18 protein-coding genes, 1 tRNA gene and 1 pseudogene are annotated in these 21158 nt (G+C 69.5%); 12 read left to right on the forward strand and 8 right to left on the reverse strand.

The genetic code is table 11. The features are described 5' to 3' along the window. Window positions 1-3 precede the first annotated feature (3 nt). On the reverse strand, window positions 4-603 hold the full coding sequence (locus ACFHYQ_RS18325; RefSeq protein ID WP_394302374.1) for a GNAT family N-acetyltransferase: 600 nt from the start codon (window positions 601-603) through the stop codon (window positions 4-6). Between the two features lie 248 nt (window positions 604-851). Between ACFHYQ_RS18325 and ACFHYQ_RS18330 the strand changes: the two genes are divergently transcribed. The 9 genes and pseudogenes from ACFHYQ_RS18330 (at window position 852) to ACFHYQ_RS18370 (ending at window position 7387) form a co-directional block, all read left to right on the forward strand. Beyond that, a complete protein-coding gene (locus tag ACFHYQ_RS18330; protein ID WP_394302375.1) occupies window positions 852-1637 on the forward strand; it encodes an NERD domain-containing protein in 786 nt (261 codons plus the stop codon). Between the two features lie 72 nt (window positions 1638-1709). Further along, window positions 1710-1786: transfer RNA gene (locus ACFHYQ_RS18335), tRNA-Lys, on the forward strand. Between the two features lie 90 nt (window positions 1787-1876). Next, window positions 1877-2770 carry a hypothetical protein gene (locus ACFHYQ_RS18340; protein ID WP_394302376.1) on the forward strand — a complete coding sequence of 298 codons (894 nt, stop codon included), beginning with the start codon at window positions 1877-1879 and terminating at the stop codon, window positions 2768-2770. A gap of 149 nt (window positions 2771-2919) precedes the next feature. Continuing rightward, the gene (locus ACFHYQ_RS18345; protein WP_394302377.1) at window positions 2920-3555 is read left to right on the forward strand and encodes an ABC transporter ATP-binding protein; all 636 of its coding nucleotides are present in this window, start codon (window positions 2920-2922) and stop codon (window positions 3553-3555) included. Further along, window positions 3552-4946, forward strand: a complete 1395-nt coding sequence (locus ACFHYQ_RS18350) for a DUF6297 family protein (RefSeq protein WP_394302378.1) — start codon at window positions 3552-3554, stop codon at window positions 4944-4946. The genes ACFHYQ_RS18345 and ACFHYQ_RS18350 overlap by 4 nt, the downstream gene beginning before the upstream one ends. Before the next feature lie 7 nt (window positions 4947-4953). Further along, the gene (locus tag ACFHYQ_RS18355) at window positions 4954-5145 is read left to right on the forward strand and encodes a hypothetical protein (protein ID WP_394302379.1); all 192 of its coding nucleotides are present in this window, start codon (window positions 4954-4956) and stop codon (window positions 5143-5145) included. A gap of 140 nt (window positions 5146-5285) precedes the next feature. After that, window positions 5286-5533: pseudogene (locus ACFHYQ_RS18360) on the forward strand (FAD-dependent oxidoreductase); the annotation flags it as partial. A gap of 52 nt (window positions 5534-5585) precedes the next feature. Beyond that, window positions 5586-5873, forward strand: a complete 288-nt coding sequence (locus ACFHYQ_RS18365; protein ID WP_394302380.1) for a sulfurtransferase TusA family protein — start codon at window positions 5586-5588, stop codon at window positions 5871-5873. A gap of 182 nt (window positions 5874-6055) precedes the next feature. After that, the gene (locus ACFHYQ_RS18370) at window positions 6056-7387 is read left to right on the forward strand and encodes a DUF2786 domain-containing protein (protein WP_394302381.1); all 1332 of its coding nucleotides are present in this window, start codon (window positions 6056-6058) and stop codon (window positions 7385-7387) included. A 33-nt stretch (window positions 7388-7420) separates the two neighbouring features. Here the strand turns inward: ACFHYQ_RS18370 and ACFHYQ_RS18375 are convergent, their stop codons facing one another. The 3 genes from ACFHYQ_RS18375 to ACFHYQ_RS18385 all read right to left on the reverse strand — a co-directional run bounded on the left by ACFHYQ_RS18375 (window position 7421) and on the right by ACFHYQ_RS18385 (window position 9064). Then, window positions 7421-7888, reverse strand: coding sequence for an anthrone oxygenase family protein (locus ACFHYQ_RS18375; RefSeq protein WP_394302382.1), 468 nt, complete (start codon window positions 7886-7888; stop codon window positions 7421-7423). A gap of 78 nt (window positions 7889-7966) precedes the next feature. Continuing rightward, window positions 7967-8485 carry a hypothetical protein gene (locus ACFHYQ_RS18380; RefSeq protein WP_394302383.1) on the reverse strand — a complete coding sequence of 173 codons (519 nt, stop codon included), beginning with the start codon at window positions 8483-8485 and terminating at the stop codon, window positions 7967-7969. 57 nt (window positions 8486-8542) lie between these two features. Further along, window positions 8543-9064: a DinB family protein gene (locus ACFHYQ_RS18385; RefSeq protein WP_394302384.1), complete on the reverse strand. Its 522-nt coding sequence runs from the start codon at window positions 9062-9064 to the stop codon at window positions 8543-8545. 62 nt (window positions 9065-9126) lie between these two features. Here ACFHYQ_RS18385 and ACFHYQ_RS18390 point away from each other — a divergent pair, with 62 nt between their 5' ends. Beyond that, window positions 9127-9705 carry an RNA 2'-phosphotransferase gene (locus ACFHYQ_RS18390; protein WP_394302385.1) on the forward strand — a complete coding sequence of 193 codons (579 nt, stop codon included), beginning with the start codon at window positions 9127-9129 and terminating at the stop codon, window positions 9703-9705. Here the strand turns inward: ACFHYQ_RS18390 and ACFHYQ_RS18395 are convergent. The 4 genes from ACFHYQ_RS18395 to ACFHYQ_RS18410 all read right to left on the reverse strand — a co-directional run bounded on the left by ACFHYQ_RS18395 (window position 9702) and on the right by ACFHYQ_RS18410 (window position 20280). Further along, complete coding sequence (locus ACFHYQ_RS18395) at window positions 9702-10634, reverse strand: HNH endonuclease (RefSeq protein WP_394302386.1); 933 nt, start codon at window positions 10632-10634, stop codon at window positions 9702-9704. The genes ACFHYQ_RS18390 and ACFHYQ_RS18395 overlap by 4 nt on opposite strands. Window positions 10635-10892: 258 nt before the next feature. Continuing rightward, window positions 10893-12683: a 5-methylcytosine restriction system specificity protein McrC gene (locus ACFHYQ_RS18400; RefSeq protein ID WP_394302387.1), complete on the reverse strand. Its 1791-nt coding sequence runs from the start codon at window positions 12681-12683 to the stop codon at window positions 10893-10895. Beyond that, the gene (locus ACFHYQ_RS18405) at window positions 12593-15622 is read right to left on the reverse strand and encodes an Eco57I restriction-modification methylase domain-containing protein (RefSeq protein ID WP_394302388.1); all 3030 of its coding nucleotides are present in this window, start codon (window positions 15620-15622) and stop codon (window positions 12593-12595) included. The genes ACFHYQ_RS18400 and ACFHYQ_RS18405 overlap by 91 nt, the downstream gene beginning before the upstream one ends. Before the next feature lie 47 nt (window positions 15623-15669). Beyond that, complete coding sequence (locus tag ACFHYQ_RS18410) at window positions 15670-20280, reverse strand: DUF8741 domain-containing protein (RefSeq protein ID WP_394302389.1); 4611 nt, start codon at window positions 20278-20280, stop codon at window positions 15670-15672. On the opposite strand from ACFHYQ_RS18410, the gene ACFHYQ_RS18415 reads away from it, so the two are divergent. Continuing rightward, complete coding sequence (locus ACFHYQ_RS18415) at window positions 20279-20755, forward strand: 3'-5' exonuclease (protein ID WP_394302390.1); 477 nt, start codon at window positions 20279-20281, stop codon at window positions 20753-20755. The two genes, ACFHYQ_RS18410 and ACFHYQ_RS18415, sit on opposite strands and share 2 nt — an antisense overlap. A 62-nt stretch (window positions 20756-20817) precedes the next feature. After that, window positions 20818-21126, forward strand: a complete 309-nt coding sequence (locus ACFHYQ_RS18420) for a hypothetical protein (protein WP_394302391.1) — start codon at window positions 20818-20820, stop codon at window positions 21124-21126. Window positions 21127-21158 lie beyond the last annotated feature (32 nt).

Genomic DNA, 21158 nt, shown 5'->3' on the forward strand with positions numbered 1-21158 from the left:
CGCCTACTCTAGATCGGGAACCGGGCGGTTGAGGAGGCGGGCCCGGTGGGGCGGCCACTCGTCGTCCAGGATGGAGTAGCAGGGGCTGTCGCGCCAGGTGCCGTCGGGCCGCCGATACTGCCGCCTGAGCACGCCCTCCCGGACGCCCCCGATCCGCTCGATGGCGGCCTGCGATCTCAGGTTGAGGATGTCGGTCTTGAACAGAACACGGGTGAGGCCCAGCGTGCCGAAGGCGTGGTCGAGCAGCAGGATCTTGCACTCGGTGTTCACCGCGCTTCGCCAGTAGGCCCTGCCGTACCAGGTCGAGCCGATCTCCACGCTCTCGTCGAAGCCGGAAACGTCCCAGTAGCCGGTGGAGCCGACGGCCCGCCCCGTCTCCTTGAAGACCACGGCGAACTGCGTGGTCGCCGGCCGGGCCAGGAGCGCGGCGACGTGACGCCGCATGCCCTCCTCCGAGGCGGGAGCGGGGGCGGGCCGCCACCGCCACACCTCCTCGTCCCCTCCCAGCGCGGTGAACAGGTCGGGCGCGTGGTCGAGGGTCAGCGGCGTGAGCCGTACGACCCGGCCCTCGAGAACAACGGGTTCCGGCATCTTGGCAGTCATGCGCCCGACGTTATCTGACGCGTACGGCACCGCCGTATGGCCACTTCGAAGTGATCCACGGGGACCACCTGGCCGGTGGAGAGACGGGCCGGCCGCGTACCGACTGTTCGGTCAGGACAGTGTCGACTGGCGGAAATGCGCTACTTCCATCACCTTAGGAGAGCTGGGATTCCCGATCGGGTATCCCTGGAGAAACCGCCGCCGGGGCCGGGCGTCACCGCCGGCGGCGACGAGTGGGGGGAGTTCGCATGCCCAGTGGGTCGATCTATGTCCCGCAAGACGAGAAGTTCACCGGTGCCTCACCGCAGAACCTCTATGTGACCTTCTGGTATGCCGGACGCAAGAACAGGCTGCGCATCCGTGCCGCCATCGCCGTGGCCGGGTTCGTCGCGGGGAACCTGCTGGCCGCCCGGTTCGGGCTCGACGCGTTCGCCACCGGCCTGGTGCTCGCCGCCGCTGCGGCCCTCATCGACTTCCTCATCGCCTGGCGGTCGTACGAGCGCACGGCCGTGTGGCGCGGCAAGCGCCGGGGTGAGGTGCGCGCCGGCCGACTGCTGCGCAGAGGTCTGCGCAGGTACGGCTACCGCGTCATGGACGGCCGGGCCGTACCGGGCGCGGCGTCGATCGACCACCTCGTCATCGGTCCGGGCGGCCTGTGGATCGTGGACAACGAGGCCTGGTCGCCGGACACCATCATCGCGCGATACGGCGAGCGGCTGTTCTTCGACGAGAAGTTCGGCACCTCGGTCGCGAAAGGGCTCATCGACGCCGCGTCGTCGATGGCGGCGCTGCTGAACAGGGAGACCGGCATCGACGTGACGATCGCGCCCGTGCTCGCCGTGCACAGCGGCAAGATCGCGCGGGATGGTGCGATCTGGGGACGCGGCGGCACGATCACGGGTGAGGGCCTGACCGTCGCCCATCCGCGCCGGATCGCGCGCTGGATTCGGTCGCAGCACGACGCCGAGCTGACGGAGGAGCAGATCGAGCTGCTGGCGCGTACGGCGGCCCGCATCCTCCGCCGCATGTCGTGACCGGATCGAGTCCGGATGCTCGCTGATCCGATTTTGAGTGGTCTGGGCGATGCGATAATCTCTAATAGCTCTGCGCCGCTAGCTCAGTTGGTTAGAGCAGCTGACTCTTAATCAGCGGGTCCGGGGTTCGAGTCCCTGGCGGCGCACCACCCAAAAGCCCAGGCCACCATGGCCTGGGCTTTTTGTCGGCCGCGGTGTCTATCGTCGGTCCTCTCCCCAACCTGTGGAAAGGACCGCGGATGGCTGAGCTGCTGCGGAAGATCAAGGAATCGATCAGCGTGGAGTACGGGAGCTTCGAGCTGGCCGACTCCGGATTGGACCTACAGGGTGAAGAGCTGGACGATGAATGCCTGGAGACGATCGGTCCCGGCTGGATCCGCGTCCGCTGCCACGTGAATCACGGCTCGGCCAACGTGTGGATGGAGTCCTGGGACGCCGAGCCGCCCGTCGCCGACGCCCCGTGGGCCGAGGTCGGGAAGCGTGCCTACCTGAGCGGCTCGGGGATCGTCGAACTGTACGACACCGACGGGGGCCGGCCCACCGACCGCCTTGTGCTGGGGCCGTCGTTCTTCCTGTACGGCGTCCGCGCTTACCGGGTCCCACCGGCATGGGGGGAAGGCCATGAGTTCTGGGAGGATCCACGGGTAGCGAATGTTCTGCTGCGCTTCTGGCCGATCAGGGATGCGTTCGACCCGATCCCGCATGCTCGGCCTGATTCGTGGAGCGGAGAAGTCCCATCCGAACCGGGGCCTTATCGCCCCTCGACCGATTGGCCGGTCCTGCATCGTTCACTGGCCGGATCACACTTTGGAAGCGAGAGGCATAGCCGGGAGGAGAACGAGGATGGGCGGTCTTCCGTGGCCGACGACCCGTACCGATGGCGGGAGAAGGCCGAGCGCAGGGTGCGGGCGCGCATCGCCGCGGAGCTCAACCCCGGCGGAGTTCCCACCTTCACGATCCGCAGGGAGGAGTTCGACGCGCCGTGGCGAGCCGCTCCCGGACTGAGCGGCCGGGTAAGGGAGCTCTCGGGACTGGTCACCGTCCTGGATGAGGAGGACGATCTCCTGACGGTCCGTGACGCCACCGACGCCGAGGCCGCCCGAGTGATAGCCGCCGACCTCACCTGGCGCTGACCCGCCCTTACAGAAACTGAGATGTGTCTTGGCCATCGCCGCGGGCACGGTCGTCCTCGGCCTGCGCGTTTCGGCGTGACGGCAGCGCTCACGTGGATGCACGATCACCATGGCCGCCGGAGTGAGATAGCGGTGGATATCGTGACGGGGTGTCGATAGCCGTAGCCAAGGGCGTCCGCGTTGTATTGGGCGCGACAACGGTGCTGGATCACGCTGACCTCGACGTGACCCAGGGCGAAGCCGTCGCGCTGATGGGCGAGAACGGGATCGGGAAATCCACCTTGATCCGCTGCCTCGCCGGACTCCAGCGGACGACGGAGGGCGAGATCCTGGTCTTCGGCGCTCCGCCGAGCGGTGATGCCACGTTCTGGCGTGATGTCGGCCTGGTCACCGACGATCAGGCGTGGTACCCGTGGCTCACGGTTCGGGAACATCTGGAGTTGATCAGAAAGATTCACGAGCCCGCCGACGACCCGCGCATGGAGCCCGACGCGTTGCTTGAGGCGTTCGGGCTGACGGAGCGGGCCGATGCCGCGCCGGCGACCCTCTCGACTGGCCAGCGGCAGCGCCTGTCCCTCGCGAGCGTGCTGGCCCGGCCCAGCCGTCTCCTCCTGCTGGACGAACCCGAGCAGGGGCTCGACGCGGACTTCCGCGAACGACTCGCCGTGATGCTGGGGAACTACGCGGGTGACGGCGGCACCCTCATCATGGCCACGCACGACAAGGAACTGGCCATGGCGACCGGGGCCCGCGTGATCGCTCTCGAGGCCGGTGCACCCGCATGACCACGACCGCGCAGATGACGCGGCGTCGTGGCCACACCCGGGAGTCGGGCTGGCAGCGCGCCTATTACCGGCTGGTGGCCGCGGGTCTCACCGTGGCGATCGGCGGTCCCCAGATCGCCCGACTCACCTCCTGGCTCTTCGAGGGATCCGGCATCGGAAGCCATGCCCTGGGGCTTGCCCTGCTGCTCGCCATCTTCGCTGGTGTCGTGATGCTCGTCTCCTGGGCCGGACCGATCATGGTTTCGCCCGCCGACGCATGGTGGCTGGTCCTTTCCCCGTTGAATCGCCGCCGTACTCTCACCCGTAGCGCCCTCATTCTGCTGATGCTGCTGACCGCGGCGGGAGCGATCCTGGGCGTCCTCGGCACGGCTGTGTTCGGACGGCCTGAGGAACTGCTCTTCGCCGTGCTGCTCGGCATCGCCGTCATGGTCGCCGCCGGCTCGGCCGCCGTTCTCCTGCAGGAGGCCGAGGCCGAGTTCGACTGGGTCCGCCTCGCCGCGATCTTCCTGGTCGCGGTGGCGGGTGCGCTGATCTGGCTGCGTCCTGAACTCCCCAGTCTGCCGATCGCGCAGATCGCGGGTGTGGCCCTGATCGCCGCCGGGCTCCTGATGCGCACCGCCTGGCGGGCTCTGGCGAGCTTCCCGGCGCGTGTGCTGGTGAACGCCTCCGCACGTATGGTCACGGCGGCCGCGGCATCCCTCGGCCTCGAACCTGCTCTGCTGACCTCCGTAGCCGAAGAGCGCTACTGGCGGCACAGGCGGCTGCGGTCCCGAAGGTGGCCGCGCGAGGGCCGATGGCTGATCGTGCGATCGGACCTGCGGATGCTGAGCCGCCGCCCCGGCAGGCTCACCGTTCTGGCCGCCCTGACCGCACTGCCCGCCTTCGTCTGCCTCGCCGGGGGAACCCTGGGCATCGCCGTGGCCGTACTCCTCGCCGGCGGGCTCTCGGCGGCGACCGCGACGGCCGCCGGGGCGCGGTGGGACGCGCAGAACCCCGAGCTTCCCCGCATGCTCGCCATGCGCGGGCTGTCCCCCAGAGCCGTTGCGCCCGCCGCTCTCGCGGCCCTCTGGGTGGGTACGGCCTTCGCGATCCTGTCTCTTGCCGGTTTTACCCCTATCTGGTGCATTCTGTATGGCCTCTCGGCGGCTCCCGGGTTGACGGCGGGAGCTCTGCGCATGGCCCGGCGTGGCCCCGTGAATCACGCGATGCCGGTCATCGATCTCGGTCTCGGAGGGATCCCCACCGGTCCCTTGTTCTGGGCGATCGCGGGGGTGGACATCGCCGCTCTCGGCAACGCGCCCCTGCTGTTCGGCATGACCCCGCTCTCGCTGGCGGTCCAAGCGATCCTGGGCGCCGTCCTGCTGGCCGCATACCTGAACCGCAACCGATGATGAGGGCATGGAGCCTGTTTTCGTGTTGCTGCACAGTCCTTCGGTCGGAGGCTGGCCGACGCACCGGATCCCCGGCGAGCATCTCCACCAGATCTTCGCCCCCGAAGCGGTGGCCGACTGGCTGCTGACCTCTTCGCCCGCTGATGCCGCTTCTGCCTCCGAGAAGGGGAGCCCCACCAGCGGAGCGGACGAGAAGTGAAAGCCTTCAGGGCTTCGTAGGCGGCCGGGGTGAGCCTCTTTCAACGGGGTGCGATCAGTTTCAGCGCGCTGGGTTGAGCAGGGCGGTGAAGGATCCCTCTGGACAAGGTGTCACATAAGTGAGGTACTACCCTGGCCAACGTGACCTACGGTGCCAAGTCCACCTCCCTGAACGCGCGACGCCGTGCGAGCGACCTCGATCACCTCAGCGGCGCGCCACGGGTCGACCCCCTGGTCATCGGTGGTGGTGTGACCGGGACGGGGGCCGCGTTGGACGCCCGTCCCGAGGCCTGCCCGTCGTCTTCGTCGAGAAGCACGACCTCGCCTTCGGCACGAGCCGGTGGAGTTCCACGCTGGTTCACGGCGGGCTGCGCTATCTCGCCGCCGGCTGAGTCGTACCGAGATCGATTGAATGGATTGCCGAGAAGGGAGCTGGGTCTGATGAGCGAGGTGGGAGGTCCGGTGGTGCTGGACGGTGGCGACCGCCGCTGTGTCCAACTGCTCATCGAGCTGCGCCGCCTGGTCGACGACCTGTCACCGGGCACCGTGGTGCACCTGGTCGCCACCGACCCGGCCGCGCCGATCGACCTGCCCGCCTGGTGTCACCTGACCGGCCATGCCTACCTCGGCCCCGTTCCCGGCTGCGATCGCCCCGCCTATGCGGTGCGGGTGGAGGCCGACGCCCGCGCCACGTGGGCCCAGGCCCCCTGGCATGTCGCCGACCGGTGAACGGTCATTGTGTCAGTACGGCTCGGGGCCTGTGGATAACGTCATCTCGGCGGTCGTCTCGCTGAAAGAATCGCTCCCATGACCAACGGCCCCCCGTCCGTGCTGCCATACACCCATGAGGCGCCGTGGAGCCTTCCCGGCGGTGGTCGCCCGTTACGAGTGATTTACGAGGAGCGAACCTGATGGGCAAGGCGAACCGGGAGCGGCGCAGGGCCAAGGAGAAGGAGCGCAAGCGCCGGCGGCAGGGTCCGAGCGATCAGACCGGGGATGCTTGGGGATTTCCCGGGTGGCGGCCCCAGCCTTCGGCCGAGGAGATCGTCGCCGGATTGCTGTCCGCCGCGCTGGACGCTCGGCTCGACGGGGACGACGGGCAGTTCTCGCGGTATGCGGCGGCACTGGCCGAAACCCCGGCCGAACTGCGACCGGCCGTCGACCGGATGCTGCTCGGCGTGCTGAACCAGAACGTGACATTCGCCTGGCGCAACGGCTGGCAACCCACCGATGTGATCAGACTTGTGGGGCGGGAGCTCGGAGCTCGGCACGTGCGTCTGGCGACCGACGCCATCGCCTCGGAGATGTGCGCCTATGCTCCGGCGACCGTGGACGAGCGCTGGCTGGACCAGTTGGCCGCGTTGGACGCGAAGGTCTGGTGGCAGCGAGACGACGAATACCTGCGAGAGGACGGAGACCGCCTGGGGATGGTCACCTGCGCCCTGCAGGTCATCTCCCTGCTGGCCGGCCTGCCCCGGCTGGAGCGGCTGTGCCCGCTGCCCGGCACGGCCCGCCGTACGGCCAGGCCCGCGGGCCGCGCGGTCGATGAGCGGATGCTGGCCCGGGTGCGGGCACTGCTGGCGAAGGCCGAGTCGACGGAGTTCGAGGCCGAGGCTGAGACGTTCACGGCCGCCGCCCAGTCGTTGATGAGCAGGTACAGCATCGACGCCGCGCTGCTCGCCGCCGAAACGGAGGACCGGTCGGCGGCCGACGGGCCGGAGGGACGCAGGTTGGGGATCGACGCGCCCTACGAGGCGCCCAAGGCGGTGCTGCTGGACGTGATCGCCAAGGCCAACCACTGCCGGTCGGTCTGGAGCAGGCGCCTCGGGTTCGCCACGGTGCTGGGCTTCCCGGCCGACCTCGCCGCGGTGGAGGTGCTGTTCACCTCCCTGCTGGTGCAGGCCACCACGGCGATGCGGCTGGCCGGCTCCCGCCGGGACGTCCTGGGCAGGTCCAGGACACGCTCGTTTCGGCAGTCGTTCCTGGCCGCCTACGCGCAGAGGATCGGGGAACGGCTCAGCGAGGTCGCCGGAGAGGCGGTGCGGCAGGCGGCGGCCGAGACCGGCAAGGATCTGCTGCCGGTGCTGGCGGCCAGGGACCGGGTGGTCGAGGAGAAGGTCGAGAAGATGTTCCCCGACCTGAACATGGTCGGCGCGGGTTCGATCAACAACCGCGAGGGCTGGCTCTCCGGCCGGGCCGCCGCCGATCAGGCCGTCCTGGACGTACGAACAAAGATCACCTAAGTGGCCTCCTGATCCCGGACGCCCCGCTCCGACTCAAAAGGTCAGGGCCCAGCACAGGCAGCCGAAGGCGGCGATGGAGGCGAGCGTGCGGGCGAGGTTCCAGCGCACCCAGGGCGCCTCGAAACTCCGGCGCACCAGGGCTGGATCGGCGAGCTGGGCGGGATCGCCGGCGGCGTCGAGCCGGTTGTTCAGCGGGATGTTCACCGCGAAGGTGATGACCAGCGTCAGCACGTGGAGCACGAGCCCGGCCACGATCAGCGGCATGACCGGGCCGCCGTCGAGGTTCAGCACCAGGGCGATCGCGGTCAGCAGCGGCCCGCCGACGAAGCCGAGGGCGAACCAGCCGTTCTGGATCGCCGCGTTGATCCGCCGCATCACCTCGATGAAGGTCCGGTCGTCGACCCGGCGCAGCGCGAGCATGACCGAGCAGGAGTACGCGTAGAACAGCCCCGCGATCAGACCCGTCGCTACCGTCGCGAGCACCAGCACAAGACCCGCCATCGATGACATCCGTCCTCCGGCTGTTCGAATCGCCCGTCAAGACATGATCACCGATAACGCGATATTACTCAAGCTCGATCAATCGCGGGCGTCGGTCTGCCGTACCGGACGGATGGCGGACAGGTAGCCCGGGATCAGCTCGGCCGGGTCAAGGGCGACGCCGTCGAGTTCGCCGGTGAGCAGGCCGGCGTCGGACTCGCCGAGTTCGAGGAGCGGGCGGCGCAGGCGGATCGACCAGGCGTTCTTGTCGGGAAAGGCGACCAGCCGCGGCACGAGCGGGGCCAGTTCGACCCCCGTGAGGTACGGCGTGAGCGTGTGCGGCCGGATGTCACAGCCGCGGGTGAAGTCACGGCCCGCGATGGTGACCGGCTCGTCGTACGGGACGACCGGCGAGGTGACGGTCGCCAGGCCGATCACGCGGGTGCGGTCCCGGGTGGGGTTGTGCCAGCAGCCCCGGGTGGTGAGGACGAACAGCTCGTCCCCGACCTTGAGCCGGTTCACCTCACTCCGGCTGGTGGGCGGGAACGCCATCCGCGACTCCCGCAGCACCCACGCGACGGCCTCACGCTCACCGAGGATCAGCAGGTACGCACTCACGATCGGCACGTTATCGGATGCCGCACCGCATATCGCACCCTCGGCTCTGCCCTGGGATCAAACGACGGCCCCGGTCACGCCGTCGGTCAGCTCGCGGAGGATGTCCGCATGCCCCGCGTGGCGGGCCGTCTCCTCGATCATGTGGACGTAGATCCAGCACAGCGAGACCTGACCCAGCTCCGCGTGCGGTACGACATGGTCGAGGGGGAACTCGGCGGCGATCCGGCGCGATTCCGCGCAGGCCTCGCCGTACGCCGCGACCAGCGTGTCGAGCGTGTCCTCGGCGTCGAGCATGAAACTGCCGTCGGCGTCCTCCTGGGTGGGCGGGCCCATGGTGGGATCTTGGGCGAGCACCCGGCGGAACCAGTTCCGTTCCACGATCGTCAGGTGTTTGAGCAGCCCGCCCAGTGTGGTCAGGGACGGCACGTGCCTGCGGCGTATGTCCTGGTCGGACAGGCCCAGCGCCTTGCGGGTGACCATGGCACGGTGGAAGTCGAGAAACGCCTCCAGCACCTCACGCTCGCCACCTGTGAGGGCCAGCATCGGCGGAAGCGACGGATCGATCGAAGGTGTGGTCATCTCCCCACCGTAAGAAGCTCGATGACGCCGCACAACGCGAATAGTCGGCGCCGATCGTTACGGTGGCACTGGTTGATGTCGGTCCGCAGGGGAGCGTGATGGACGAACGGCGGCTGGTGAAGATTTCGAAGTATCTCGCCAAGCATCTGCGGCACGAGCCCGGGCGCATCGGCATCGAATTGGACGCGCACGGCTGGGTGAAGGTCGACGTGCTGCTCGCGGCGGCGGCCTCCCACGGGTTTCCGATTTCCCGGCCGGAGCTGGAGCTGGTGGTCGCCGGCAACGACAAGCGGCGGTATGTGATCGAAGGAGACCGGATCAGGGCCAGCCAGGGGCACACGGTGCCGGTCGACCTCGACCTACCGGTCGTCGAGCCACCTTCGTGCCTCTACCACGGGACGGTCGCTCGCAGCGTGGCGGCGATCCGCCGTGAAGGGCTGCGGCCGATGTCGCGCCATCACGTCCACTTGTCCCCGGAGCGGGAGACCGCCACCAGAGTGGGAGCGCGCAGGGGAAAGCCGATCGTGCTTGTCGTGGACGCCGGTGCGATGCACGCGGCCGGGTACGAGTTCCGGGTCAGCGCCAACGGCGTCTGGCTGGTGGACCACGTCCCCGCGGGCTTCATCCGCTTCCCCGGTTAACTCCGGAGGAACACCTCATCGAGATGCCATGCGAGGGCCTCACGATCGGGCCGGTCGCGTGGTCGGTCCGGAACGTTGATCTCCTGTCCGGCCCGGCGGTAGAACTCCTCGCCGTTGCCGAACTCCTCGCGCAGCCGTGGGCTGACCACCAACCGATGCCTGGGGTCGACGGCCAGGTAGCCGCGGTCGAATAACGTGTGCACATCAGAGCGGAGCAGCAGACCGTTGTCCAGGCGGTGCTCGCCGCCATCCGCGACCGGGCGGATGTGGGCCGCCTGCAGGACGGGCCGGATCCGGTCGCCCGTGATCGCGCAACGCCGCTCGTAGGCATGCAGGACCACGGCCTGGAACGCCTGCTGGCCGAGCCTGCGCGGGGCCAGCCGGGGATCGCCGAAGACAGGTCCGTCCCGGTGCCACGGCTCGGACAGATCGAGTTCCACGCCGATTCCGATCCGGCCGAGCAGATCGTGGAAGTAGCCGGCGGCCGGGTGGCTGGCCAGGTCGTAGCTCTTGCCCTGCACGATGTTGGGCGCGAAGTCCGGCGGCGGCCCGGCGATTCGGTCGTCCGGAAAGAAGAAGACATCGCGGATGATGACGCAGCCGATGACCGGATCCTCTCTGAGAGCCATTGGCTGCGTGCGGTATTTTCCCACCTGTTGCCGCATTGCGACCAGGCTTGCGGCGCCGTTGCCCTGGCCGAAGAGCTCCCACGCCTCAGACAGGGGGAGGGGCGCGAAGCCGCTGAAGAAGCCGCCGCCGACCACGCGGTTGTGCGGATGATGGGTCTTGAAGAAGAACGGCTCGCCGTGGTCGATCGCCCGGAACTCCCGGCCGCTGGAGGGCCGCCAGAAGTTCACCTCGGTGAGATCCGGGCGCGCGGCCAGAAATCGGTACCAGCCTGCGTCAGTCACCCCGACGTATGCCTTCACACCGGCAATTGTGCCCGCACTTGATCAACCTCGCCAGAGCTTCGTACACAGCAGCGGAGGGTTCCTGGGGTGGCAGTCTGTGATGCCTCCTCTTCGGAAGGACAAATCGCCTGGTTGGGAACCTAATCGCGGATCGAAGGCGCGAGCCCGGAACAGGATCGGGGCGTTCACCTTCTCCTATCGCTTCAAAGGTGATACACGCCGGTTCACCTATCCGACGCGCACCCCTGAGAGCCGGGGACTTCTGAGCTACTGCGCTCACTGAGAGCGAGCGGCCGCAAGCTCGGCATCGTGCCGGGTGATGCCCGCCGCCAGCTCCGCTACGGCGGCGAGCAGCTCAGTCGGGGGCAGGGTCAGGTCGAGGGCATGCTGCCTGATCTCGATACCGGCCCGGCGCACCACGTGCCGGTACGGCTCGGCGTCGCCCTTGGCGTACACGAGGTGGCCGCACGAGAGGCCGAGCACGGTGCAGTAGGCGAGCATCTGGTAGAGATCGCCGTTGTGTCCGTCCGGGCCGGCAGAAATCTTGTACTTGGCGTCGACAACAGCGGCGGGCTGTTCGATCCCGCCGGGTCCGACCGCATAGCGGACCAGATCGGGCCGCAGCGCCACCCGCCGATCCTCGTCGAGGTGGTGGAGCCGGTCCTGCGGGCTGCTCCGCCCGCCGTACGGCTGGAAGGCCTCCGACAGCGCCACGGTGACGAAGTCCTCGAAGACCCGCCACATCTCGAAGAGCAGGCCGTCCACCCGCACCGCCGTGCCGTCGTCCAGTTCGTACGAGCGCCCGCGCAGCACGAGCTCGGCGAGCCGCAGCGCCGTGTGGTCGCGGGCGTTCAGCCGGTTCGCGTGCCAGGTCGGGAGCGGCGCTCCGCGCACCAGGGGCGAGACGCCCACCAGACGCGCCAGCACGTGCCGCAGCGTCTTCCGGGTGGGTTCGGCGAGCCCTGGCAGGCACAGCAGCCGGGTCGTGGCCGCCAGGAGCAGCCGGTTCTCCGCGATGTCCACGGTGAACTCGTCATAGCGGACCTCCATCGGCAACGGCAGGCCGTACCTGCGCCTGATCTGTTCGGCCTCCCGGATCCGCCCCCGGACCACCTGGGCCGACTCCTCGATCTCGCGGTACCCCTGCAGCACGCCCCGGTCCAGTGCGCGTCGGGCGCCCCGGGCGAAGGCATGCGCGAGCGCGGGCAGCAGGTCCCGATGTTCACCGGCGTGGACCTCCTCCTGCCGCCAGCCCCGCAGGGACCGGCTGTAGCCGAGGAGGAAGAGCAGCCGGTCGATCGGCGTCTTCGGCCTGATGCTGACCTGGACGCCGCCGATCGCCGCGGCCCCTACGTAGCCGTTGTCGCGGATCCGCCACAGCCCGGCGCGCGGCCCGGGCACCACCTGTACGGCCTTCGCCGCGGCAAGGGCGGCCGCCTGTTCGGCCGTGAGCGCGAACTCACGCGGCGGAGCGCCCTCGACAAGCGCGACGACGGGGACCGGGGATGTCATGAGAGCGCTCGCCGCAGCGTCTCCAGTCCGTACCGCTCGGCCACGTCGATGCCGTCGCCGTAGCCGATCCCGGAGCAGGTCAACGCACTCCTGCAGCCACTCCTGGTCGACCAGCAGCTCGTCGGCCAGCTCCGGCATGACGTCCGGAAGCGTGAACTCCCTGGTCGGCGCCGGCTGCGGCCCGACGAGCCGCTCCAGGTCGTCGATGAACTCGGTGAGGTCGAGCACGTCGTGCTGGGTGGCCAGCTTGGCCGACATCTCGTCCGGTAGGTCGTCGAAGTCGAGCGGCGAGTCGCCGTTCAGCCAGCTGACCGGCCGCTGCAGGTTCGCCCGGTTCTCCACGCTGGCCCGGAAGGCAGGCTCACCGCGGAGACGGCCGTTATAGATCTTCCCGCCGTCGTTGCAGAGCACCAGGTCGCCGTCGTGCATCCGGGTGAGGAACGCGTAGAACTCGTTGGTCTTCTTCAGCTTCTCGTTGAACGACCCGTGGGCGTAGTCCTCTTCCACGGCCGCCCGGATGGCGTCCAGCGGCGAGCCGGGCGGCAGCTCCCGCAACTTCGACAGCTGCGGCGTAGGCCGGTCGGAGGTCGCCGGGTCGGTCGGCAGCGTCGCTCTTGGGGAGATCGCCTCCCTGTCCCGGTCCATAGGCAGAAGCGGAACTGATTATGGACGCTAGCGAAGACTTTATCTTCGTTCTCGAAGTCGTACAGCGAGGCGAGCGTCTTCGTCGTCACCATGTCCTTGAAGAAGAACTGCGTCGTCGCATCGGTCGCGATCCCGGTGGGAAGCACCATGCCGACCCGGCCCTGTCCGGCCGTGATCGTTCGGCCGGTCTCGGCGAAGACGGCGTAGGTGTTGATGTCGCCACGGCCGGTCAACGGATAACGGCCGGAGTCACGCAGCAGCAGTGCCCAGCCGTCTGCCTGGCGCAGTTCGTTCGTGAACTCGGCGAAGAGCAGTCGGTCGACCTCGTCCCTGCTGGTGGCCAGCGCAGCGATGGCCTTCTTCCGCGCTGCCGCGTTCTTCGCGTTCGCGACAGCTTCGTTTCGGCCGGCGAAGAACTCCTTCTCCTGGATCTTCACCCGCTCCCATGGGGGGTTGCCCAGCACACACGTGAAGCCACCGGACCAACCCGCGGCGGGGTTGAGGTCGGGGCCGGGGTCGCCTGCGGGGAAGACTTCGGGGAACTCCAGGTGCCAGTGGAAGAAGCGGTACTGCTCGATCAGTCGCCTCAGTTCCTCGGCCCGCTCCGATGCCAGCGTGACACCGGTTTCCAGGCCGCGGATGGTGGCGGTGGTGATGGCCTCGGGGGCCTCGGCGTGCTTGCGCCAGACGAACGCGGCACACCACGCGTCGGCGACCAAGCGCTTCTGCTTGAGCTCGTCAGAGGTCTCCAGTTCGTGGAAGCGCCGTTCCTGCTCGCGAACGTCGGCCACGCCGGAGACCGGTATGGCGGCCAGGGTGCGAGCCTGCTCGGCGAGCTTCTGGTTGCCCGGCAGCTCGGCATCGTCGAACAGCGTCTCCTGTTCCCCGCGCCGGGTCTGGCCGGTCTCCCGCGAGACGCGCTGCACCTCGCGGGTGTTCTGCTTCTTCAGGGCGCTCGCGTAGCTCCTGTCGTCACCCTCGATCGGCTTGAACGCGCCATCGGGGATTCCGGCGGCGATCAGCCTCGGGGTGGTCCCGAGCAGGGCGTTGCCGACCTTGATGTGGGCGTCGAGGAAGGCCAGCGGCTTGCCGGGCTCCAGCGACTCGATCCACAGCGACACCTTGGCCAGCTCGGCGGCGAGCGGGTTGATGTCCACGCCATAAATACACCGCGCCACGACCTTGCGCATGGCCTCGCGTACGGCCGACGGCACCGGCTCGTCCTCGCCGGTCAGCATCGCCGCGTGCCGCTTGGCGATCCGCCGGGCTGCCGCGACCAGGAAGTGCCCGGACCCACAGGCCGGGTCGCAGACCGTGATCGTCAGCAGCTCCTCGGGAGACTTGGCGTGCGCCTCGATCACCGGGTCGAGGGCCGTGTCGAGCAGCGACTCGATCAGTGAGCTGGGTGTGTAGTACGACCCGGTCAGCTTGCGGTCGTTGCCGGAGACCTTCTCCTTCAGCTCGAACTTCGGCCCGACGCCGTTGGTCTCCGCGTACGGCACGAGCTCAAGCAGCGACTCGTAGATGCTGCCCAGCTCCTCGGCCCCCAGATGCTGGAAGTCCACATCACGCGGCCGCCCGTCCTTTGCTCGCACCGTGGACATCTTGCGGATCGCGGTGAGCAGCGCCTCGTTGGGCAGGTCGCACCAGAGCAGCTGGTCGGGACGTGGCTCGTCGGTGAGCCCCTGCGGGCTGCCGGCCGTACGGTAGAACAGGCCGCCGAGGCCGGGCAGGCCCAGCTCGGGCAGGCCGTCGTCCGCGCCGAGTGCCTTGATGACCATGACGATGGTCTTCCACAGGTCGCCGTGCCGGTCCCCGCTTCGCCGTACGGCAAGGCGGCGCAGCCGCCGGCTGGAGAACCACGTTGCGTACCGGTCGCGCACGTCCTGCGGGGCGGCCGGGTCGAGCAGTGCGCCGCGGTCCTCGGCCACGAAGATGAAGATGAGCTGGTAGACCAGCCGCAGCAGCTCGTGGTGGAAGTCGTCGCGGCCGAGTCTGCCCGCGGCCAACTGCTCCCGCAGCTTGGGGTTGGCCAAGAGAAACCCCGTGCCGAGCGCCTCCAGGGCCTCCTTCACTCCGTCGCGGAGCTGGTCGCGGGCGCGCAGCCCGGTCTCGGCGGCGAACGCCCGCCACTTCTCCAGCCAGCAGTCGGCGCAGGTCGCCGTACCGTCATCTGGCGCGATCAGCTCGAAGCGTGAGGCGTGCAGCAGCGTGTAGAGCAGCACGAACTCCGAGTACAGCTCGCCGTCGAAGATGGCTTCGAGGTCGAACTCGACGTACGCCGAGCCGACCAGGGCGGTCGAGTCGCGCAGGATGCGCAGCCGCCGCCCGTTGGACAGCACGCCCCACAGGTGATCGTCCGACAGGTTCAGGAACTCCTGCAGCATCGACTGCGGCGCCCGCTTGGTGACGCCGGGGACGCTCCGGTCCAGGTCGCTGTGCCAGCCGAGCAGGTGCATCGGCACGCTGTGCCACAGATGCGAGACCGGGAAGTCCTTCCCGGCCAGCTGCAGGCCGCCCCGCTGGTACGGCACCCGCCCGAAGCCGAACTCGTTCAGCAGCACCAGCAGCCAGCGGTCACGGGTGAGCGTGGTGGCCGCGTCCCCCTCCGGGAGCTTGGCCAGCCGGTCCCGGAACGCGCGATAGGCGCCGAGCAGGTAGTCCCAGCGGCGGCTGGCGGCGTCGCCGAGCCGTTCGGCCGCCGCCAGGTGATAATCCTCCGGCCGCATGCCGGGCAGCTCCCGGTCGGCGGCGGCGATCCGGGAGAGCACGTCCTGCGGCAGCAGGCTGCCCTGGACGTCGACGGCGAGGTAGGCGTTCCCCACGTTCCTCATCGGTTCCTCAGTCATTCCTCATCGCAGGTTCAGCGAAAGCGGGGGTTCAGCGAAAGCGGGGATCAGCGCCCGCCGCCGGCGGGCAGGTAGACGTAGACGCCGAGCACGTCGGCGGGGTGGTTGGCGGTCACCTTCAGCCCGCGGATCCCGGCGCCGATCGCGCCGCGGACCCGCTGGTGCGACTCGGCGAGCCGGGCGGTCAGCGCGTCGCCGCGCTCCTTCAGTGCCGCCGCGAACTCCGGGGCCAGCTCCCGCTTACCGAGATCGCCCGTGCCGTCGGTGACGAGCTCGGCGATGACCCGTTCGGCCGTACGGCGCACCAGCTCGGGCAGCGTGTTCTCCGGCCGGGAGGTCAGCAGCGCCGCGACCTCGTCGTCGGTGAGCCACTCCCGGCCGCCGGCCCCCGCCCGATATCCGATGACCTGCGCGTCCTCGGCGATGATCGTCCGGTTGCCGATGGAGTCCGTACGGCCCGGCAGCGTGACGTGGAAGCGGAAGCGGACCAGCAGCAGCACGGTCCGGGAGGCGACCGCCTCGGTGCGGATCACCCCGCAGCGCCGCGCCGGGCCGCTGCCCTCCAGGGCCGTGTCCAGCACGGTCCTGGCCAGGGTGCGGACCATCGGGTCGGTGCGGACCAGGGCGTGCGAGCGGGGCGGCGCCGGGATGTCGGGGTGGAAGTCCAATGTCCCGGCGGCCGCACCGGCTGCTCTGCCCTCGAAGCTCAGCCCGAGCGCGTGCCGTACGGACACCGGAAGCTGCCGGGTGTCGGCGCGGAAGCCGTCGGGGCGGGCGTCGATGATCGCGCCGAACCCGGACAGGGCCTCCCGGGTGAACCGCGACACGTCGGCCGAGCCGCCGAGCGCGGCGCGGATCTCATCCACCTCCTGCCGCACCTCCTCCACCTTGACGCCGGAGTGTGCGTATTTGGTGAGCGCCTTCGACTCGCGCTCGGCGGCGCTCTCCCAGGCGCGGTGCATCTGGTCGCGGGTCTTCGTCACGCCGAAGTCCAGGTCGAGCTGGTCGGAGTTGTCGTCGCCGCGCAGCAGCAGGCCCTCGATCAGTGCCTTGATCACGTCGTCGCCGCCGGTCGGCACCGGTACGGCCACGCCGGTCTGCTTGGCGATCGTGCGGTGCTTGCGGATGAGCACGTCGAGGACGACGCCGTCGATGCCGTTGTCCAGGCCGTAGATCGTGACCGCCCGGACGATCCGGTTGCGCTGGCCGAACCGGTCGACGCGACCTTCGCGCTGCTCGTGCCGGGTGGGGTTCCAGGCCAGGTCGTAGTGGATCACCGCCTGGAAGTTCTCCTGCAGGTTGACCCCCTCCGACAGGCAGTCGGTGGCCACCAGTACGTGCCGGCCAGGCTCGCCGGCGAGGTCCTCGATGGCCTGCTGGCGGGCCTCCGGCGGGAGCTGGCCGGTGACGTGGCGGACGTGCGCCTTCTTGCCGAGCGCCTTGGCCAGGTGCTCGGCGACGTACTCGGCCGTCGGGATGAACCGGCAGAAAACGATGGGGTCGTAGCCGTCGGCCAGCAGCGCCTTGACCTCCCCGATCAGCGCGGCGAGCTTCGCGTCGTCCTGCGGCCCCTCGATCTTGCGGAAAGCACGGGCCAGCCGCCTGAGCCGGTCGCCGTCGTCGTCTTCGCCGGTACGGCCACCGGCCGCCGCGTCGATGCCCTCCAGCGCCTCCTCATCGGTGAGGTCGAGGACGCTGGAGCGGCCCAGCTCGTCGGCCTCCGGCTCGGTCTCGGCAGCGGCGGCGGCCGAGCGGGTCTCCAGCGTGGTCGCCGCGGCGCGCGGGGAGGAGGCCACCGAGCGGAGCAGAGCCAGCGCCGACCACCACGAGACCCGCTGGCGCAGCCCGCTGCCCGGCTTGCGTACGGTCTCCCTGGCGTAAACGAGCACCTGGCGGGCCAGCTTGCCGTACTCGCCGGTCAGCGCGTAGGAGACGTCGCGGGTCTGGCGGTCCTTGGGGAAGGGGGTGTCCTGGTCGAGGTAACGGCGGATGTCGCGGCGGCGGCGCTGCACGAAGTGCCTGGCCAGCGCCTCCCGGCCCTTGGCCTCCTCCAGGTTCAGATCCGCCAGCGTGGGGTCGAGCAGGCCGATGAGGTCGCGGAACGCGTCCTCCTTGCCGCTGTGCGGGGTCGCGGTGACCAGCAGCAGGTGCCGCGTGGCGTCGGCGGCGAACTCCTGCAGCAGCCGGTAGCGCAGCTGGCTCTGCCTGCTCGATGACGACCCGGCCGCCACGCAGGTGTGCGCCTCGTCCACGATGACCAGATCCGGGCAGGTCCGGACGAACTGCTGGTAGCGGCGGTCGGACTTGATGAAGTCGAGCGAGACCACGGTCACCGGGTGCCGATCGAAGATCGACTCGTCCAGCCGCAGCTCGCGCTCCAGCCGGGTGGCGGTGGACGGCAGCACGAGCGTCGCCTCGATGGCGAACTTGTCGCGCAGCTCGGCCTGCCACTGCTCGGCCAGCGCGGGGGAGCACAGCACGGTCAGGCCGCCCGCCTCGCCGCGCTCCAGCAGTTCTTTGGCGATCAGGCCGGACTCGACGGTCTTGCCGATGCCGACGTCGTCGCCGATCAGCAGCCGCACGGTCGGCATGCGCAGCGCGAGCAGCAGCGGCACGAGCTGGTACTGCCGGGGCTCCACCGCGATCGACGCCAGCGAGCGGAACGGCCCGGCACCCGAGGTGAACCCGATCCGCAGTGCCGTACGGAGCAGTCCGGCGGCGGTGTTGTCGCCGACCTCGTCGGCGGTGGGCGGCGGGATCGACCGGCTGAGCGTGGTGCCGCTGCTGCTGGAGCTGGCCCGGTCCGCCACCGAGCCGACGGGCGGCCACCGGACCGCCGAAGAGCATGTCGACGCGCTGCGCGAGTCCGCCGACAGCGAGTTGGAGCGGCGGTTCGTCAGGGCGCGGCGCATCTCGTCCAGCACGATGCGCGCCAGCTCGGCGCGGTGCCCGTGCTCGTCGTCGCGCAGCACGGGATGGGCGGCGGACCAGTATTCGTCGTCGGCCGCGATCTCGTCGAGGGCGACGTAGTCGAAGCGCAGCAGGCCGGTCTGCTCCAGGTTCGGCATCGTGATCCGCCACCCGCGCGCCAGATCCGCATAGATCAGGTAGGAGAGCGCGCCGCGCAACGCCTTCAGCACGTGCTCCCGCTGGCCGAACTTGACGTCCGGGTTCTGCGCGAACGCGGCCAGGGGCAGATCGAGGGACTTGACGACCCGCTGGGCGATGTCGTCGTGCCGCAGGCCCTCCTCGTCGGCGGCCTCCGCGGCGCGGAACAGCGCGCCCCGCACCTGGGTGACCTGGACGAAGTCGTTGAGGTGGCCGGCCTGCAGGCTCGCGTCCTGCCGGTTGTCGACGAAGGTCAGCAGCTTGCGTGCCTTTTCGTCGAGCTCGGTCTGCTGCCGCAGGTTCCGCACGATGCTGGTGCTGATCAGCGACATCGCCGAGCTGCGACCCTCCGACGCGAAGGTCGCCAGCTTGGCGAAGTCCTTGGCGCGCGGCTGCTCGTACGACACTCGGCAACGCAGGCAGAACTTGAACGGCTCGCGGAAGTACCAGGCGCGCTGGCCCGCCCCGGCCGGGACCTCGGCGCCTCCCGGGCCGAGCCAGATCTCCCTGGGCAGGTAGACCCGCTGGGCCGCCCGGATCTGGGTGCCGCCGTCGGCCGCCGATTCAAAGAGGGAGTCGGAGAGCGACGGCTCCAGCCAGGAGTCGGGCAGCCTGCCCTCGGCGACAGGGTCATCGGGCCAGGGGTGATCGGAGCTGATGTAGAGGTAGCCGTTGGCGACCTCGCCGCCGGCGACGTTGGCCTCCTGCCGGGCCTCGAGACCTCCGTCCTTCCGCCGGGCGACGACCAGGTACTCCTGCCCGCATTCGCGGCAGAAGGCCAGCGGGAACAGCATCTTCTCGCGTTGTCCAGGGACGCTGACCTGGTACTGGCTGGTGATGTGCCGGGTGGTCTCCGGTTCGAGGCTGACGTAGACCGTGTCACCCTTGGACAGGAACTGGTGCAGCCGGAAGGCGAACAGCGGGCGGCCCGTCTCCGGGTGCTGCGCCTTCGCGCCCTCTTGAAGGATCTTCTCGATGATCTGCGCGCAGTCCTCTGGCGGACGTCCGGTCAACCCGGCGAGGCGGTCGGAGGCCTCGGCGACCCTGGTCGGCTTGCGCCGGATCAGGTGCCCGGTCCCCGATTCCCGGCTCAGGCCGAACTCCGATTCGATCCAGCTCGCGAGGGGGTCGGCCGACAGCTCGGCGTAGCCGCGGCCGCTGCCCGCCAGGTCCATCGCGGCCAGCAGTTCGGGCCCGGTCGGCCGGCGGTCGCCGGTGGCCCGGACCAGGGTCTCGCCGATGACGTGGTCGGGGCTGACATCGGCGCCGAACAGCCGGGACGCGACCTTCGCGATGACATCTCGGGCCTCGGCGAAGGTCTCCGTGGTGGCCATGGTGGCCGAGGTGCCCACACACTGCAGGTTCGGGGCGGCGCAGGCGTCGCGCAGGCGCCGTACGAGCAGGGCGACGTCGGCGCCCTGGCGTCCGCGATAGGTGTGCAGCTCGTCCAGGACCAGGAAGCGCAGGCCCTGCGCCGCGCCGATCAGGTCTCTGCGCTCGGTCGGGCGGGTCAGGAGGCGACAACGCCGTGAATTTCGGGAGGGTGGCATGGCGCGCCTCGGCGTCTACCGGGACTTCTTCCGCGACTTCCTCAAGCTCGAGAAGCCGGTCCAGGACCAGGTCATCGAGGTGTTCCCGAAGTTCGAGGAGGCGACCTACGCCGGGCTGCACCTGGAACCGGTGAAGAACGCCCAGGACAAGCGGATGCACAGCATCCGGATCACGGACTTCTGGCGGGGCGGCATCCCGGTCACGGCACTGGCGAAGAAGCACACCGACACGGCGGTGGGAGTAGGCACCATGCACCGGATGAAGGGCATGGAGTTCCGTTGCGTCGCGGTCATCGGGGTCGGCGAGCACGCGGTGCCTCCGGCCTCAGCGATCACACCGGCGCCCGTGGATCTGATCGCGCACCACCAGGACCTGCAGCGGGAGCGCTGCCTGCTGTTCGTCGCCGCCACCCGTGCCCGCGAAGAGCTCACGATCTCCCGGCATGGTGCTCCCAGCGTGTTTCTGCTCGCCTGACGCTGCCATCACAGCCCGGGCGTGCTTTTTGCCGACGTGCGGGTAGGGGGTGGTTCTGCGGGGTGGTCCGAGTAGTCGAGGAGCTGGCCGTGCTGACGGTGACGGAGAACGCCGTGGAGGCGATTCGCGATCTGATGGTGGGGGAGTCCCTGCCCGAGTGGGCCGGGCTGCGTATCGCGGCGAAGCGGGACGAAACGAACGCGCTCGAATTCTCCCTGGTGAGCACGGCCTCGTCAGGAGACGAGGTCGTCGAGAAGGCGGATGTCCGGGTTTTCGTGGAACCGGAGGCGGTGGCGATCGTCGGGGACAAGGTCCTCGACGCCAAGCCCGACGCCGAAGGGCGGCGGACCTTCCGGCTGGTCCGGCCGTAAGGGCCCCGGGAATAGACCGCGTCACCGCGGGG

The organism is Sphaerimonospora cavernae (assembly GCF_042435035.1).
Lineage (GTDB): Bacteria > Actinomycetota > Actinomycetes > Streptosporangiales > Streptosporangiaceae > Sphaerimonospora > Sphaerimonospora cavernae.

Bases quoted from the DNA above. Each gene is read 5' to 3' on its own strand.
- ACFHYQ_RS18325 (WP_394302374.1), bottom strand. From the start codon at position 603: ATGACTGCCAAGATGCCGGAACCCGTTGTTCTCGAGGGCCGGGTCGTA.
- ACFHYQ_RS18330 (WP_394302375.1), top strand. From the start codon at position 852: ATGCCCAGTGGGTCGATCTATGTCCCGCAAGACGAGAAGTTCACCGGT.
- ACFHYQ_RS18340 (WP_394302376.1), top strand. From the start codon at position 1,877: ATGGCTGAGCTGCTGCGGAAGATCAAGGAATCGATCAGCGTGGAGTAC.
- ACFHYQ_RS18350 (WP_394302378.1), top strand. From the start codon at position 3,552: ATGACCACGACCGCGCAGATGACGCGGCGTCGTGGCCACACCCGGGAG.
- ACFHYQ_RS18355 (WP_394302379.1), top strand. From the start codon at position 4,954: ATGGAGCCTGTTTTCGTGTTGCTGCACAGTCCTTCGGTCGGAGGCTGG.
- ACFHYQ_RS18365 (WP_394302380.1), top strand. From the start codon at position 5,586: ATGAGCGAGGTGGGAGGTCCGGTGGTGCTGGACGGTGGCGACCGCCGC.
- ACFHYQ_RS18370 (WP_394302381.1), top strand. From the start codon at position 6,056: ATGGGCAAGGCGAACCGGGAGCGGCGCAGGGCCAAGGAGAAGGAGCGC.
- ACFHYQ_RS18375 (WP_394302382.1), bottom strand. From the start codon at position 7,888: ATGGCGGGTCTTGTGCTGGTGCTCGCGACGGTAGCGACGGGTCTGATC.
- ACFHYQ_RS18385 (WP_394302384.1), bottom strand. From the start codon at position 9,064: ATGACCACACCTTCGATCGATCCGTCGCTTCCGCCGATGCTGGCCCTC.
- ACFHYQ_RS18405 (WP_394302388.1), bottom strand. From the start codon at position 15,622: ATGACTGAGGAACCGATGAGGAACGTGGGGAACGCCTACCTCGCCGTC.
- ACFHYQ_RS18415 (WP_394302390.1), top strand. From the start codon at position 20,279: ATGGCGCGCCTCGGCGTCTACCGGGACTTCTTCCGCGACTTCCTCAAG.
- ACFHYQ_RS18410 (WP_394302389.1), bottom strand. From the start codon at position 20,280: ATGCCACCCTCCCGAAATTCACGGCGTTGTCGCCTCCTGACCCGCCCG.